At 70.5% G+C, this 14,959-nt stretch carries 12 protein-coding genes and 2 pseudogenes; 7 read left to right on the top strand and 7 right to left on the bottom strand.

Annotated features, from left to right (window positions below):
- Positions 1-5: 5 nt before the first annotated feature.
- From ALI22I_RS09860 to ALI22I_RS09850, 3 genes are read right to left on the bottom strand one after another with little or no spacing between them, the layout of a single operon-like run.
- On the bottom strand, positions 6-308 hold the full coding sequence (locus tag ALI22I_RS09860; RefSeq protein ID WP_143532103.1) for an acyl carrier protein: 303 nt from the start codon (positions 306-308) through the stop codon (positions 6-8).
- A gap of 47 nt (positions 309-355) precedes the next feature.
- The gene (locus tag ALI22I_RS09855; protein ID WP_077005157.1) at positions 356-3,247 is read right to left on the bottom strand and encodes a condensation domain-containing protein; all 2,892 of its coding nucleotides are present in this window, start codon (positions 3,245-3,247) and stop codon (positions 356-358) included.
- Positions 3,244-4,926: a non-ribosomal peptide synthetase gene (locus ALI22I_RS09850; RefSeq protein ID WP_238598251.1), complete on the bottom strand. Its 1,683-nt coding sequence runs from the start codon at positions 4,924-4,926 to the stop codon at positions 3,244-3,246. The genes ALI22I_RS09855 and ALI22I_RS09850 overlap by 4 nt, the downstream gene beginning before the upstream one ends.
- A 496-nt stretch (positions 4,927-5,422) precedes the next feature.
- Between ALI22I_RS09850 and ALI22I_RS09845 the strand changes: the two genes are divergently transcribed.
- Positions 5,423-6,232, top strand: a complete 810-nt coding sequence (locus tag ALI22I_RS09845; RefSeq protein WP_077005156.1) for a class I SAM-dependent methyltransferase — start codon at positions 5,423-5,425, stop codon at positions 6,230-6,232.
- Positions 6,233-6,354: 122 nt separating this feature from the next.
- On the opposite strand, the gene ALI22I_RS09840 is transcribed toward ALI22I_RS09845, so the two are convergent.
- Positions 6,355-6,954, bottom strand: coding sequence for a condensation domain-containing protein (locus ALI22I_RS09840; protein ID WP_077005155.1), 600 nt, complete (start codon positions 6,952-6,954; stop codon positions 6,355-6,357).
- A 95-nt stretch (positions 6,955-7,049) separates the two neighbouring features.
- Here ALI22I_RS09840 and ALI22I_RS53405 point away from each other — a divergent pair, with 95 nt between their 5' ends.
- Together ALI22I_RS53405 and ALI22I_RS53400 are read left to right on the top strand one after the other, a co-directional pair.
- Positions 7,050-7,484: a hypothetical protein gene (locus ALI22I_RS53405; protein WP_238598250.1), complete on the top strand. Its 435-nt coding sequence runs from the start codon at positions 7,050-7,052 to the stop codon at positions 7,482-7,484.
- Between the two features lie 4 nt (positions 7,485-7,488).
- Complete coding sequence (locus ALI22I_RS53400; protein WP_238598249.1) at positions 7,489-7,788, top strand: hypothetical protein; 300 nt, start codon at positions 7,489-7,491, stop codon at positions 7,786-7,788.
- A 221-nt stretch (positions 7,789-8,009) separates the two neighbouring features.
- On the opposite strand, the pseudogene ALI22I_RS09830 reads toward ALI22I_RS53400, so the two are convergent.
- A pseudogene (locus ALI22I_RS09830) lies at positions 8,010-8,135 on the bottom strand (transposase); the annotation flags it as partial.
- A 933-nt stretch (positions 8,136-9,068) separates the two neighbouring features.
- Between ALI22I_RS09830 and ALI22I_RS53395 the strand changes: the two are divergent.
- From ALI22I_RS53395 to ALI22I_RS09815, 3 genes and pseudogenes are all read left to right on the top strand, one after another.
- Positions 9,069-9,281 (top strand): annotated as a pseudogene (locus ALI22I_RS53395) (integrase core domain-containing protein); the annotation flags it as partial.
- A 69-nt stretch (positions 9,282-9,350) separates the two neighbouring features.
- The gene (locus tag ALI22I_RS09820; RefSeq protein ID WP_443216915.1) at positions 9,351-9,617 is read left to right on the top strand and encodes a helix-turn-helix domain-containing protein; all 267 of its coding nucleotides are present in this window, start codon (positions 9,351-9,353) and stop codon (positions 9,615-9,617) included.
- A 107-nt stretch (positions 9,618-9,724) separates the two neighbouring features.
- Entirely contained in the window at positions 9,725-10,129 is a 405-nt protein-coding gene (locus tag ALI22I_RS09815; RefSeq protein WP_077005154.1) for a hypothetical protein, read from the top strand.
- Between the two features lie 22 nt (positions 10,130-10,151).
- Here the strand turns inward: ALI22I_RS09815 and ALI22I_RS09810 are convergent, their stop codons facing one another.
- Positions 10,152-10,751 (bottom strand): CGNR zinc finger domain-containing protein, encoded by a 600-nt coding sequence (locus ALI22I_RS09810; RefSeq protein WP_238598248.1) that lies wholly within the window; start codon positions 10,749-10,751, stop codon positions 10,152-10,154.
- Between the two features lie 91 nt (positions 10,752-10,842).
- Here ALI22I_RS09810 and ALI22I_RS09805 point away from each other — a divergent pair, with 91 nt between their 5' ends.
- Positions 10,843-11,625: an MBL fold metallo-hydrolase gene (locus ALI22I_RS09805; protein ID WP_077005152.1), complete on the top strand. Its 783-nt coding sequence runs from the start codon at positions 10,843-10,845 to the stop codon at positions 11,623-11,625.
- An 11-nt stretch (positions 11,626-11,636) separates the two neighbouring features.
- On the opposite strand, the gene ALI22I_RS09800 is transcribed toward ALI22I_RS09805, so the two are convergent.
- A complete protein-coding gene (locus tag ALI22I_RS09800; protein WP_179118172.1) occupies positions 11,637-14,822 on the bottom strand; it encodes a right-handed parallel beta-helix repeat-containing protein in 3,186 nt (1,061 codons plus the stop codon).
- Positions 14,823-14,959 lie beyond the last annotated feature (137 nt).

The raw sequence follows: 14,959 nt of genomic DNA, 5'->3' as shown, positions 1-14,959 counted from the left end.
GCCCCCTATTCGGCGCCGGCCGACGCGCGGCCGAGCAGCCGACCGCGGTTCTGCGCGCCCGGCACGGTCTGCGGTTCGGCCGCGCCTGACAGCAGCGCGACCTGGGCGCGGACGGTGGCGTGCCGGAACAGGTCCGACAGCTTGATCGTGGCGCCCGTGGCGCCGGTCAGCTCCTCCCACAGCATCACCAGGAGCAGCGAGTTGCCGCCTGCCTCCAGGAAGTTGGTGTCCACCGGCACCTCGTCGACGTCGCGGTCCAGCACGTCGGCCCAGATGGCGCGGACCTGCCCCAGCAACTGGTCTGACATCGGGTCGTTCCCCCAGATTCGTGTCGGTGCGTTCGGTTCGGACGCGACTACGCCCACGGGGCCGCATCGGGATCGGCGGCCAGGTCGCCCGCGGCGGCGGTCAGGTCGGCGAGCAGGCCGGCGGCGGCCTCGTGGTTGACCAGGTCCGCCAGGTGGCTCAGCTCCCACGTCAGCCGGTCGCGACCGGTGACGGTGAGTTCGACCTCGTACTTGACGTGCAGCGGGTCCAGCGGCAGGTGCCGCACGTCGCAGGGCAGGTCCGGCACCGGGTCGGGGCCGTCCTGCGCCGCCAGGTACACCGGGGTCAGCGGCGGCCGGCCCAGGTCGCGGTCGGGGTGCAGGTGCGCGGCGAGCACGTCGAAGGACGCCGCCGCGTCGCGGTAGGACACCGCCGCGCTGTTCCGCACGGCCGCCAGCACGTCCCGCCACGTCCGCACGGCACGCAGGTCCACTCGCAGCACCAGCGTGTTGACCAGCATCGCCACCGCGTCGGCGCTGTCGGGGGCGTCCCGGCCCGCCCACGGGAAGGCGAACAGGAAGTCGCGCTGCCCGCTGCGGCGCCCCAGCGCGACGGCCAGCAGCGCGGCCGTGACGGTGAACGGGGTGTCCCCGTCGGCGGCGGCGCGCAGCCGTGCGGACAGCTCGTCGTCGAGGGTCGTGCTCACGCGGTGCGCCAGGGTCGACTGGATTTCCGGTCGCGGCGCGGTGTGCGGGAGGACCACGTCCACCGGGGCGCCCCTGAGGTGGTCGAGCAGGTCTCGGGTCTGCGCCTGCACCTCCTCGGCGGTCGGCGGCACGGCGTGCCCCGGCTCGGGCAGCGCGCCGGTGCGGTGGACCAGCCCGATCTGCTCCAGCAGGAGTTGCCGCGACCAGCCGTCGGCGGCGATGTGGTGCAGCACGAGGACGAACAGCACCCGGCCGCGCGCGGTGATCAGCCGGGCCCGTGCGGGTGGATCGGCGGCGAGGTCGAACGGCGCCCAGCACACCTCGGCCACGTGGTCGCGGACCTCCGCCGCCGACCAGTCGGCGGCGTCGACCAGCTCCGTCGTGGCCGGGGCGCCGTCGGTGCGGTAGAAGACGCGGCGCTGCTTGCGGTCGAGGACGAACCGGGACCGCAGCGCCGGGTGGTGGGCCAGCACCCGGTCCACCGCGTCGCGCAACGCGGGCACGTCCACCTCTCCGGTCAGCTCCAGCACCGTCGGGACCAGGTAGGACACCCGCAGGGCGGCCACCCGGTCGAGGAACCAGAACCGCTGCTGCGCCGAGGTGGCGGGTAGCCGGCCGTCATCGGCGGTCGGCGCCCGCCCGGCCGCGGGTGCGGCGGCGAGCATCCGCCCGAGCCCGGCAACGGTCGGGTCGGCGAGGAACTCCGCCGGCCGCAGCACGACCCCGAGGCGGCGCGCGGCGCGGTTGAGCATCGTGACGGCGAGCAGCGAGTGCCCGCCGAGGGAGAAGAAGTGCGCGTCCGGGGCCGCCGGCACGTCCCCGCGCCCCAGGTCGGCCAGCGCCTCGGTGAACAGCGCCGCGGCTCGGCGCAGGTCGCCCGCCGACACCTCGCCGGCCGTCGACGCCACTGCGGTCGACGGCACTGCGGTCGACGGCACTGCGGTGGCCGTCGCCGTCGGTGCGACGGGTGCGGTCACCGGGACGGCGTCACCGGTGGCGAGCGCGGCCAGCGGCACGTCCGGGTCGGCGGTCACGGTGGTGAGCGTGGCCAGGAAGTCCGCCACCACGCCGTCGCGCACCTCGTCCGGGTAGCGGTCGGTGTCGTGCTCGATGGTGGCGCGCACGCCGTCCGGCGTCTCCTCCACCACCACGAGCAGGTCGAACTTGGCCGTGCCGGTGGGCAGCACCACCGGGTGCCCCCACGGCACGTCGGCGCGCGGCGCGGGTGTGTTCTGCACCGCCAGGCAGATCTCCACCAGCCGCGTGTGCCCGCCCGTGCGCGCCGCCGCGACCTCGGACACCAGCTGCCGCAACGGGATCGACTGGTGGCTCAGCGAGCGGTACGCCTCGGCCCGGAACGCCACCGCCAACCGCCGGAACGTCCACTCCGGACTCAGGTGGCAGCGCAGCGGCACCGTGTTGACGAAGTACCCGACGAGCCCTTCGACATCGGGACGGGGCCGGTTCGCGGTGACCGCGCCGAGCAGGAAGTCCGTCCGGCCCGACCGCCGTGCCACGACCACCTGCAACGCCGCGTGCAGCACCACGAACGGCGTCACCCGCAGCACGCGCGCGACGTCGTGCACACCCGCCCACAGCTCCGCCGACACCGGGAACGCCACCTGCGTGCCGGGACGCGTGCCGTCCGGACGGGCGGGCACCGGCCGGACGCCGTCGAGCAGCACCGGATCGGCGCAGCCGACCAGCTCGGCGGCCCGCTCGGCGGCCCGCCCCGGGTCCGATGTGTCCCGCTCCCAACGGGCGAAGTCGCCGTACTGCACGGCGATCGCGGGCAGGTTGTGCCCGCCGCGGTACGCCTCGGCCAGCTCGCCGTAGAACGCGACGAGCGACCAGCCGTCGATGGCGATGTGGTGCACGGTGATCAACACGAGGTCGCCGCCCGGCACACCCCGCCACACCGCGCACCGCAACACCGGCCCGCCGGCGAGGTCGAACGGCGCCCGCGCCTCGGCGGCCACCCCGGCGTCCACGTCGGAAGCGTCGGAAGCGTCGAACACCCGGACCGCGACCGGCGCGGGCGGCAGGACGAGCTGCACGGGCCGGTCGCCGTCCAGCCGGTAGGCGGTGCGCAGCACCTCGTGGCGCTCGACGACGCGGGTCAGCGCGGCCGACAGCGCGTCGATGTCCACCGGCTCGCGCCAGCGGGTCAGCAGCGGGACGTTGTAGGCCGGCGAGCCGGGTGCGGCCTGGTCGACCAGCCACAGGGCCTCCTGGGCGGACGACAGCGGCGCCAGGGTCGTCGTGGCGCTCACGACACGGTCCGGACGAGGTCGGCCAGCGAGTCGGCCAGCAGCACGTCCGCCGGGTCGACCGCTACGCCCAGTCGGTGCCGGACGCGGGTGGCCACCTGCACGGCCATCAGCGAGTTGCCGCCCAGTGCGAGGAAGTTGTCGCGCACACCGACATGCGGGGTGGCCAGGACGTCGCGCCAGATGTCGCGCAGTGCGTCGCCCGCGGGGCCGAGGGACCCTTCGTCCACGGCGGGCACGGGCGCGTCGAGCAGGGCCAGCAGGCGGGCTCGGTCGAGCTTGCCGGTGGGGCCGTAGGGGACTTCGGTGACGGTGATCCAGCGGGCGGGCAGCATGTAGCGGGGCAGCCGTTCGGCCAGTTCGGCGCCCAGCCTCGCGGCGACGTCACCCGCACCGACGGCAGGCAACGCGAACCCGACGAGCCAGGCTTCCGGGCCGTCGCCGACCTTCTCCACCACGGCCGCGTCGCACAGTCCGGTGGCGGTCGCGGCCTGCTCGATCTCCTCCAGCTCGATGCGGAACCCGCGCAGCTTCACCTGCCGGTCCCGCCGGCCGAGCACCTCCACCACCCCGCCGGGCAGCAGTCGGGCCAGGTCGCCGGTCCGGTAGACGGGGGTGCCGTCGTCGGCGACGACGAACCGCTGCGCGGTCAGCTCGGGCATCCCGAGGTAGCCCAGCGCCCGGCCAGGCCCGCCGACGCACAGTTCGCCGACCTCGGTGGGAGGTACGTCGCGCAGTTCGTCGTCCAGCACGTGCAACGTGGTGTCCTGCAAGGGAAACCCGATGGGGACGCGTTCCACCCCGGCGACGCTGTCGGGCGTGCACTCGAAGTAGGCGGCGAACGTGGTGGTCTCGGTGGGCCCGTAGCCGTTGACCAGTCGGCGCGGTGGCGCGCCGGACCCCAGCACGCGCCGCACCGCGCCCAGTTCGAGCTGCTCACCGCCGACCACGAGGTTGGCCAGCGAGGAGAAGGCGTCGGGCCGCTCGCGCACGACCGCGTGGAACAGCGAGGTGGTGAGGAACATCGTGTCGATCTCTTCCGACCGCACCAGCGCCACCCAGTCGTGGGTGGTCAACTCCACCACGGACGGGAAGACCACCACTGTGCCACCGGCCGCCAGCGCGCCCCAGATCTCGAACGTCGTGGCGTCGAACGCCGGGTTCGCGCCGTTGGCGCACCGGTCGCCGGGCCGCACCACGCAGTAGTGGGCGCGGCTCACCAGCCGGACCACGGCCCGGTGCGGCACGACCACACCCTTGGGCACCCCCGTGGAGCCGGAGGTGTAGATGACGTAGCACGGATCGTCGCCGCCGAGCACGGGAGACGGCGGCGCCCCGTCCGCACCGTCGGAGTCACCGGGTCCGAGGACGACCCGCGCGCCGGACTCGGCGAGGACGGTCGCCACCCGCGCTTCGGGCGCCTGCGGGTCCACCGGCACGTAGGCGGCGCCTGCGCGCAGCGTCCCCAGCATGGCCACCACGAGGTCCACCGAGCGGTCCATCGCCAGCGCGACCAGGTCGCCGGGCACGACGCCCCGTCCCGCGAGGTCGGCGGCCACCCGCCCGGCCCGTTCCCACAGCGCGCCGTAGCTGACGGTCCGCCCCGTGCGCGGGTCGCGCACGGCGGGCACGTCGGGAGTCCGACGCACCCATTCCTCGACGAGATCGGGCACACTGCGCACGCGCGACAAATCGCCACCCCCCAGTGCGAAAATACACTCGCGTAATTCACCCGGAGATATCGATCAGGCTCCCTCGGATTGCCGTCACGATTCCGGTGGTTCCGAAACGCCATCGACCGGCGATTTCACCAATCACTTGCAAGCTAGCCGGAGTTGCGCAACGCGGCCAATGCTCCAATCGGGTGACCTGCGCCGGCGTGGATCAATTGAACAGGCTCTTCGGGACTCCGCATTGCCGACCGTTCGGACCGGTTGCTATGTGCGCAGCTCGTGGAGCCGTAGCATTCCACCCGATCACGGAAGAACGAAGTTGACGGCATTAGAGAGGTCATTCAGACTCTGGCGATCCGGTTACCGGAGCGGTAGTGAACACGACTTCCGGATCACTTGACGGTGCTGCCGGGCGCGGACCGGCGGTGGTCCACGCAGGCCCTCAGCGCACCGCGCGCAGATCCACCCGGCCGCGACCGCGACCTCAACGGAGGGTGTCCGCACAATGACCGTGATCGACTCGCCGGAGTTCCGCGCGGCCGTGGAAGGACTGCGCGTGCCGGAGATGGGCACCGAGGCGGTCGCCCCCCTGTTGGCCGACCTCGTGCGGTTCACCCGGCCGCAGCGGGTGCTGGAGGTCGGCATGGGTTACACGACGCCGTTTCTGGCCGCCGCGCTCGCGGACGTGGAGCGGCGGGCGGAGGCGGAGTCGGCCGCCCTCGCCGCGAAGACCCGCGCCCACGGTGCCCAACTGGACCAGGATTGGCTGCACCGCGACCCGGCGCTGCTGAACCCCGGCTTCTACCGGGAGCCGTACCGCACGACCCTGGTGGCCGTGGACAACCTGTCCATCCCCGACTCCTCGGCCGGCCGCGTGCGCGACACCCTGGCCGACCTCGGCCTGGCCGACCGCGTCACGGTGGTCAACGCGGACCTGCACGAGTGCCGCGACCTGCTGCCCGCCGAGGTGCTGCCGATCGACCTCGCGTGGGTGGACGCCTGGGAGTGCCTGTACTTCTTCGACGAGTTCTGGGACCTGGTCAACCCGGACGGCGGCCTGGTGGTCATGCACTACCTGATGACCTACCCGGAAGGCGAGGCGATACTCGACTACATCGCCAAGGTCCAGCAGGCCAGGCCGGGCGAGTTCGAGTTCATGAACCTGCTGGAACCGCACAAGCTGGTGCAGAACAGCCTGACCGTCCTGCGCCGCACCACGGCCGGCCGCACCCGGACGAGCCACGCCGAGCCGGGCGGGCGGCTGTCCTACGGCACCACGATCCGCCGGGACGCCGACGTCCACCTGGGCCGCTGAAACCACGGAATTCGCCGACGCCCCGGGGGGCCGGATCGGGCGGTGACAATTCCCCGATTTCTCGTCCACACACAAGACGACGGCCTCGTGAGGCGGCGCCCGCCGCCTCACGAGGCCGCCACTCAGCGCGGGTTCGGCAAGGGCGTTCGCGGATTCCCCGTCAACTCCGCCAACGTCCCGACGAACTCGTCCACCCAGTGCGCGACAGTGGCGTCGTCGAAGAGATCCGTCGAATACTCCACGACCACGTCGATCCGATCATCCGACGGCACCAGCACGAAGTACAGCTCATTGCGCGCCACCACGTCCGGACAGCTCGTTCGGCCTCGGCCGGTCAAGGGGCAACGCCGGCGCAGCGGTACGCCGCCCAACTCGGTCCGCCAGAACTGTTCGAGCGACGCCCTGCGCTCACCGTTGAGCTGCTGGTGCTCCCGGCGCGCGAAGTCGAGGTAGTCGGCGCTCGGCGCCCCGAGTTCGGGCTTGCTCCCGAACCGGCCGGCGTAGAGCTCCGCCAGCTCGCGCCACAGGATGCCGAGCGACCAGTCGTCGCAGATCACGTGGCTGAGCACCACCAGCAGCACCCAGCGCCCGGGACCACGCCTACCGAGCCGGATCCGGAACAGCGGCGCCTCGTCCAAGGTGAACGCGGAGTCCGCGTGCGACCAGCACCACCGGTCGACGTCCTCCGGGTCGTCCCTGTGCCTGCCGACAACTCTGTCCACGCAGGTTGAGGGCGTGCAGAGCAAACGGATTGAAGCGCTCGCGGGTGCGGTTGCGGTCCGCGGTGACGTCGGCCGGCACGGCATGATGATCAGCCGTGCTGCTCCGACTGGCCTACCTGGGCGTGACCAACGCGTTCGCCCTACTGCGCCTGCTGCCCGTCAGCGACCGGGCATTTCTCGCAGCACTCCTGCACCGACTGCCGGTCAAGGCGCTTCGTCGGTTCCGGCTGCTGGTATGCCCGGAGACGGTCCTGCGCCGGCACCGGGACCTCACCACGCGCCGCCACGCGACCAGATCCCGCCCCAAGCGTCCCTGCAGCCCGCGAACCGTCCGCTCGATCCGGCTCCTGGTGTTACGCCTGGCGCGGGAGAACCCGACCTGGGGCTACCGCCGCATCCACGGCGAACTACTCATACTCGGGATCAAGGTCGCCGCGTCCACGGTGTGGCAGATCCTCAAGGACGCCGAAATCGACCCCGCGGCCGAGCACCTCCACCACCTGGTCGGGCTTCCTCCACTCGCAGGCTGACGCTTTGCTGGCCTGCGACTTCTTCGAGACCTTCACCCTGACCGGCGCTCGCATGTACGTACTCGCGGTCATCGAGCACGCCAGCCGCCGGATCCGCGTCCTGGGCGCCACCGCGCACCCGACCGCCTCTTGGGTAGTCCAGGCCGCGAAGAACCTCGTCATGGACCTCGAAGACGCGGGCCGCGTCGCACGATTCCTGATCCGCGACCGCGACGGGAAGTATTCCGCCCCGTTCGACACCGTCCTCGCCGACGCAGGCATCCAGGTCGTCCTCAGCGGTGTCCGGATCCCGCGAGTAGGGTAGGAAGCTGGCGCGAATGATCAACGCCGACCTCTCCAACGCGTAGTCACTGATCTCGTTGAAACGGACAGCGGAGTGCCCATACCGAAAGAACGCACCCCAGCCCCGCAAGAACCTGTCCATGGGCCTTGACCCAAGGCCGCGTAGTTAGGACTCGCAGAGAAATTAACCGTAGATTTCGATCTTGGGCTGTCATGCTTGTGGTATGAGCCTGGTCGAGGACACAGGAACACCCCGATCTGCGAGTTCTCGATCCGTCCCGCCGTCCCCGAGTACTGCCGACCCACCCCCGCCGACTTGTCGCCCTTCTTCAGGAAACCGGTCTCGTCCACGACCAGCACGCCTGTGGGGTGCCAGAACTGCGCACTGGGGAGCTGAGCTGCGGCGATCGTGCGCCCTGAGCCTCCAGGGCATGATCGTGTGGTGTGGCGTTACGACTGCTGTACTTGATCTTCGTTCGACTCGGCAGCCGGATGGTGCTCCTCGGGCGGTCCTCCGCGGCCAAGGATGTGGAGTTGCTGGTGCTGCGGCACGAGGTCGCCGTGCTGCGCCGGACCAATCCTCGTCCACGGTTCGAATGGACCGATCGTGCTGTGCTCGCCGCGTTGACGCGCCGACTCCCCCGACTGCTGCGCGAGCACCGGCTGGTGACACCGACCACCGTCCTGCGATGGCACCGGCGCCTGGTCGCGAAGAAGTGGACCCACCCGAACCGGATCGGACGACCGCCGGTCGACGATGCCGTGGTGGCGTTGATCGAGCGGATGGCCCGGGAGAACGCCGGCTGGGGCTACCCCCGGATCCAGGGCGAGCTACTCACACTCGGCCACCGGGTAGCCGCCTCGACCGTGCGTCGCGTACTCAAGCGCCTGCGAATACCGCCCGCGCCCAAGCGTGACACCGACATGTCCTGGCGGGGTTCCTCAGCGCCCAAGCCGCGAGCCTGTTGGCCTGCGATTTCTTCCACGTCGACTGCGCCGTCACCCTCAAACGAGTCTATGTCTTCTTCGTCCTCGAGGTGGCCACACGCTACGTCCACATCCTCGGCAGCACCACCAACCCCGACGGAGCGTGGACCACCCAACAGGCCCGCAACCTACTCATGGACCTGGGCGACCGGGCGGACGACTTCCGGTTCCTCATCCGCGACCGGGCCGGCCAGTTCACCGCCTCGTTCGACGCGGCCTTCTCCGGCGAAGGCATCCAGGTCGTGAAGACCCCCACCGCAGTGTCCGCGAGCCAACGCCTACGCCGAGCGGTTCGTCGGGACCGTCCGACGCGAAGTCACCGACCTACTGCTCATCCTCAACGAACACCACCTGCGGACGGTGCTGGACCACTACGCGGCCCACTACAACCACCGCAGACCACACCGAGCCCGGCAACTCACCCCACCACGACCCGATCACCCGATCGCAGAGCCGGGCTACACGTCGATACGTCGCCGACCAGTCCTCGGCGGCCTGATCAACGAGTACGAACCTGCGGCAGCCTGAAGCGCAGGTCAGATGGCATGGCCGACTTCTGGAACCCCACAGGTCGCGGCCCGGCGTGGCGAGTCTGCGTTGCAGCCGTCGGTCGGGGCGAAGCTCGTGGCCAGGGTGGCCCGGTGGCCGCACGAGGAGACCCCGCCGCCAGCCGTTCCCTTGTCGGAACGCGAGCTCGACGTCGTACGGCTGCTTTCCGAAGGGCACAGCAACCGCGAGATCGCCGGGAAGCTGTTCCTGGCCGAGGGCACGGGCAAGAACCTCGTCACGAGCGTGCTGTCCAAGCTCCAGGTGCGCGACCGCACCCAGGCGGCGCTGCGGGCCAGGGAGCTCCGCCTGTTCTGACTGCGGGAGTCATGACCCCGGACATGACCTTCGGCACCTGACGGCGCTCTGCTGTGTGACAGAGGATCTGTCACACAGCAACGACACCTCACCTCGAAGGAGCGCTCATGAGTGCAGAGCAGACCACCAAATCGCCACGGCGGGCGCGTCCGGTAGTGCGCTTCACTCTGCACTTCCTGGAGATGGTCGTCGCCATGGTGGTGGGGATGGTCACCCTGGGGCCGATCTGGTCGTTCGCCTGGCCGGGCCTGTCCGGCAACATGACCGCGCAGGTGCTGGTGATGGCCACCAACATGTCTCTGGCAATGGCGCTGTGGATGAAGATCCGCCACCACGGCTGGGCGAGCATCGCCGAGATGTCCGTCGCGATGTACCTGCCGTTCCTGGTCCTGCTGCCGTTCCACTGGACCGGCGTGCTGCCGGGGATGGCGCTGATGGCCGCCGGGCACGTGCTGATGCTCCCCGCCATGCTGGCCGCGATGCTGCGCCGCCGCCACGAGTACGGGTGTTGAGAAGGGCGAACCCCGCCAGGCGTCAGTCCGTCTGGGGCTGGGTGCGGCGGGCGTAGGCGCGTGCGGCTCGTGCGCGGTCGCCGCAGCGGGTGGAGCACCACTGGCGGCGGCCGTGGCGGAGAAGATAGCGGTTGCACGGGCTGGACTGACAGGCGGTGAGCCGTTCCGCGTCGGGCCCCGTGAGCAGGTCGGCCGCGTTGGCGGCGAGGGTCGCGAGGGCGTGGTCGACGATCTCGGTGGTGGGGTGGGGCGTCGCCCGGTAGGGGCCGTTCTTCTCATCCCAGTGCAGCAGCGGTGCCGTGGGAACCCTGGTCAGCGCGTCGTTCACGGCGGACAGGGCGGCGGGAAGAGCAGGCAGCCCGGCGACGCGGGCGTCGAACAAGGCCCTGATCTGTTCGCGCAGCGAACGCAGCTGCGTGGCGCACATTTCCCGCATGCCGATGTCGACCGGCGCAAGGCCGTGTTCGGTCAGCCAGCGGTTCGTCTGCACAGGAGTGTCGAGGAGGTCCAGAACGCGCCTGCCCGGCAGCGCGATGGCGCTGTTGGCCAGGGCGAGCGACGGGTACTGCTCCTCGCCCGGCACGGGCTGCCAGGCGGCTTCTGTCGCGACGCTCTCGTCCACAGACCTCATGGTACGACTTGCCTCGATCCGTGAGAATCACTACCGTGCCTCTCACGGATAGCGCATACCCAAACCGTGAGGAACCTTTCTCGTGACTTCCGCCCCCCTGGCCACCGACCAGTTCCCCGTTCACGTCTTCGGCGGACCGACCGCCCTCTTCGAGTACGGCGGCCTGCGGTTCCTGACCGATCCGACCTTCGACGCACCCGGCGACTACCCGGCCGGCGGTGGCGCGGTCCTGACCAAGACCGCACCCTCCCGAGTCGCACCCGCCGACCTGGGCCGTGTCGACGTGGTGCTGCTTTCCCACGACGAGCACGCCGACAACCTGGACAACGCCGGGCGTGCCCTGCTCGCCGACGTCCCGCTCACGCTCACCACTCCCGGTGCCGAACAGCGCCTCGGGGACAGGACCAAGGGGCTGGCCGACTGGGAGTCCGTCCAGCTGAACCGTCCTGACGGCGGCACGGTCACCGTGACCGGCGTGCCGGCCGTCCACGGCCCCGGCAACCGCGAGGACATCGAGCCGTTCACCGGCCAGGTCGTCGGTTTCGTCCTGACCGGTGACGGCCTGCCGACGGTCTACGTCAGCGGTGACAACGCCTCGCTCGCCGCCGTCGAGCGGATCGCCGAGCGATTCGGCCCGATCGACACCGCCGTGCTTTTCGCAGGTGCGCCGCGCTTCGCCGGTCTCTTCGACGGCGAGCCGCTCGTACTGGACAGTGCCCAGGCCGCCGAGGCCACGAAGATCCTCGGCGCTCGCCGGGTGGTTCCGGTCCACTACGAAGGCTGGGCCCACTTCACCGAGGGCCGCGACGACCTCGAGGCCGCCTTCGCCGCCGCGGGACTCTCCGACCGTCTGCAGTGGACCTGAGCGAACCGCGGTCACCCACGTACGGCGGTGACCGCCTTGCTCTCCGCCACGCCGTCGGCGCGACCGGCCTCGATGGCGACGACCGTGACGGTGATCCGCTTGCCCAGTGCGGCGGCCGGCAGCTGGTACGTCCGGCGGGTAGCGCCCTTGATCGCGACACCGTCGGCCGCCCACTGGTAGGCGTGTGACGTCGCGGCGGGTTGCCAGTCACCGGTGGAGGCACTGAGGGTCTGTCCGACGGCGGGCTGCCCGGTGATGGCCGGCGCCTGGACGGCCTGCAGGACCGGCCGGGTGATGGTGAGCGCCTTGGCCAGCACCACGGGCTGCACGTTCGCGAAGTGGGACCTGACCTCGACGGTCGCCGGGCCGGGCCGGGCGGAGGCGAGGTTCACCTCGGCCGTCAGGACCGTGCGGTCGGCCGAGACGCTCTTGACCGTCGCGGAGATCGGTGCGCCGCCGCGCGGGGTGACCCGGACGGTGTCGCTCCGGTAGAGCGAGGTGCCGGACAGGGTGATCACCTGAGTGCCACCGCCGGCCACCGTGGCCGGGGTGACCGCGGTCGCGGTGAACTTCTCGTCCTCGCAGAGCGTGGCGCAGACGAGGAACCCGTCGAGGGTGGCGTACTGGCCGCTGCGCTTGACCACCCGGACGGTGTGCGGGGTGGCGGGGTCGAGGTCGTCGGCGGTGTACAGCGTCTGCTGGACCTGCCTGCTGGGCGCCGACGTGCTGATCACACCCTTGGACACGTCGTCGACGAACACCTCGATGTCGCCCTGGTCGGAGTTCTTCTCCCCGATCACGCGGACGCTGGCGCCCGTGAACGTCATGGTGGCCGAGTCGCCGTTGTTGTGCGCGGCGTGCACGGTCTCGTGGAAGTCGCCGAGGCCTCGGAACCCCGGGGCGATCCACGACCCGCGGTACTCGATGGACAGGTCGAAGTCGTCGAGGCGGCTCCGGTTCGCGCGCAGTTCGCTGGGCAGACCGGCGGCCTTGATGATCTCCCGGGCCACCGGCGGCCAGTCGCCGTTCCTGACCTCCGTGTTGTTGGTCAGGACGACGTTGGTGCCCCTGTTGTAGCTACCCGCCGGTGCGTGGAAGTTGTCGTGCATGCTGATGTCGTGGATGGTGGGCGTCCACATGCCGGTCCACGAGCCGTTGGCGAAGTGGATGACGTTGCGGTGGGTGTTCCACTTCGAACTGCCCTCGTCCTGGTAGATCATGTTGTTGGTGCGGGTGCCGCCGCTCAGCACGTTGCCCCGGAACTCCGAGGTCAGTGTGTCGTCGTGACCACCCTGACCGCCGTTGGTGTAGATGTGCCCGCCGTCGTGCAGCACGCCCATGACGTCGTAGACGTAGTTCTCCGCGATCTTGTTGTCACCGGCGTAGTTGGTACCCCGCCGGCAGGAGCCGACCGGGAAGTTGCTCTGCTTCGCCTGCAGCTCGCAGCTCGCGGCCCAGCCCCAGCCCCAGCCCATCGAGATACCGGAGTACGGGGTGTGCGCGATCTCGTTGTTCGCGAGCGTGGCGCCCCGCGTGTAGCCGGTCCAGATGCCCACCGCGTCCTGGTAGTCCTGACCGACGTACTCGATGACGTTCTGCGAGATGGTGTCGCCGCTGGTCATGCGGGCCGGGTCGGTGACGTAGTAGTCGTCGACCTCACCGAGGGACACACCGCCACCGGACGTGTCGTGAATCCAGCTCCTGGTGATCGTCGACTCACGGGTGCCGTCGGCCAGGTCGATGCCCGTGCCTCCGGTGTGGGCGATCTCGACGTCGGTGAAGACGATGCCGCGCCCACGATGCACCTGCACCGCCGCCGGGATGCGGATCGGGCGGCGCGTGGCGGCGTCCCACAGCACGCCGGCCTGGTTGTCGAGGTAGCCGACGGTGGAGGGCAGGTTCCAGGTGGTGTGCGCGAAAGTGACCCCGCGGAAGGTGATGTCGTGCACCGGGGCGATCCGGTCGGGGATCACCACGAACCCGTCCACCACCAGGTAGTCGCCGCCGGCCTTGACCAGCTTGACGGTGTGCCGGCCAGGAGACAGATCGGTCACCGACACCACAGGCTGCTGCGCCAGCCGGACCGGTCCGTTCGCCGACACGGTTTTGATCTTGGTGCCGTCGACGTACACGTCGATGGCGCCGGCATCGGTGTTGACCTCGGTGAGCACGTCCAGGCCCGTGCCGGTGAAGGTGAACGTCATCGAGTCACCGTTGACCATGGTGTAGTGCACGTCGTTGTCGAAGTCGCCGTGTGGACGCCCGCCGGAGGTTCGCCACGATGGCGAGTACGTCGCGCGCGGGTCCGTGTCGTTGACGGGCGCCAGGTGCCCCGGCGTTCCACTGAGGTCGACGACCTTGTCCAGGACCGGCAGGTCCACCTGAGCGGTGGCGAGGTCCTCGCCGGGTCGCGGCATGTAGTACAGGTGGTTCGTGGTGGTGTCGAGGTAGAACTCACCGGGCTCGGTGAGCAGCTGGTAGGCGTTCTCCACCCAGCTGACGCCCTCGAACTTCGGAAGCCCGGCGCCGTTGAACGGAAAGCCCAGGTTCGGCACCGAGGTGTTGTTGTTGGCGAAACAGCCCGGTGCCACGTCGAGGCTGGAACCACCGCCGGCGGCTTCGGTGATGCCCGCCAGCGGGCACCGCATGTGCTTCCAGTCGCGGTTGTAGACCACCTCGACCGCGGAGGCGTTGGTGAAGGATCGGTACGACGTTTCCCCGGTGAGGAAACTGGAGTCCTTGAGGGTGAACCCGCCCGGGTTGAGCGGCCCACGGGCGCGCTGGGCCCGCTGTCCGTTGACGAACAGCTGGCGGCTGGTCGTGCCGGGCGGTACGGCGGCCCGGTAGATGTTGCGAGAGCCGTCGTAAAGGCTGAAACCGCTCACCTGGCGTGCGCCGCTGAACACGGGCCGTTCGGTCCCGTAGGCCGAGTACACGACCTGGTGGCCGTTGGCACCCGAGTCCGCCGGGCCGAGGGTGAACGGCTCCGCCAGCCGGTAGGTGCCGCCGCGCAGGCGCACGTTGATGTCGGTGGTCATCGAGCCGACCAGGCCGCGCACCTTGTCGCGGACGCCGGCCAGACTGCACGGAGCCGCCTGCGCACATGCCTTTCCGGACCCGGCCGGGGCGGCGTACAGCTCCGTCGCCGGAGCTGCGGCCGCCGGCAAGGGCACGGCAAGCCCCACGGCAAGCCCCACGGCGGCCACCATCCCCCGCCTTACGTTCGGCCTTGAACGCGTGCGCATCAGTGCTCCTCAAAGCGAAGGCGTGCGCCGGTACGCGCGCACGACACGGCAGGGAATAGTTCGACTACAGGGAGTCATATCGGGCAGTG

The sequence above is a fragment of the Saccharothrix sp. ALI-22-I genome (assembly GCF_001984175.1).
In the GTDB taxonomy this organism is placed as follows: Bacteria; Actinomycetota; Actinomycetes; order Mycobacteriales; family Pseudonocardiaceae; genus Actinosynnema.
Note: the sequence above shows the minus strand (reverse complement) of the source record. Positions and strands in the feature narration are given on the sequence as shown.

Coding starts and splice junctions, on each gene's coding strand:
- ALI22I_RS09860 (WP_143532103.1), bottom strand. CDS start 308: ATGTCAGACCAGTTGCTGGGGCAGGTCCGCGCCATCTGGGCCGACGTG.
- ALI22I_RS09845 (WP_077005156.1), top strand. CDS start 5,423: ATGACCGTGATCGACTCGCCGGAGTTCCGCGCGGCCGTGGAAGGACTG.
- ALI22I_RS09815 (WP_077005154.1), top strand. CDS start 9,725: ATGAGTGCAGAGCAGACCACCAAATCGCCACGGCGGGCGCGTCCGGTA.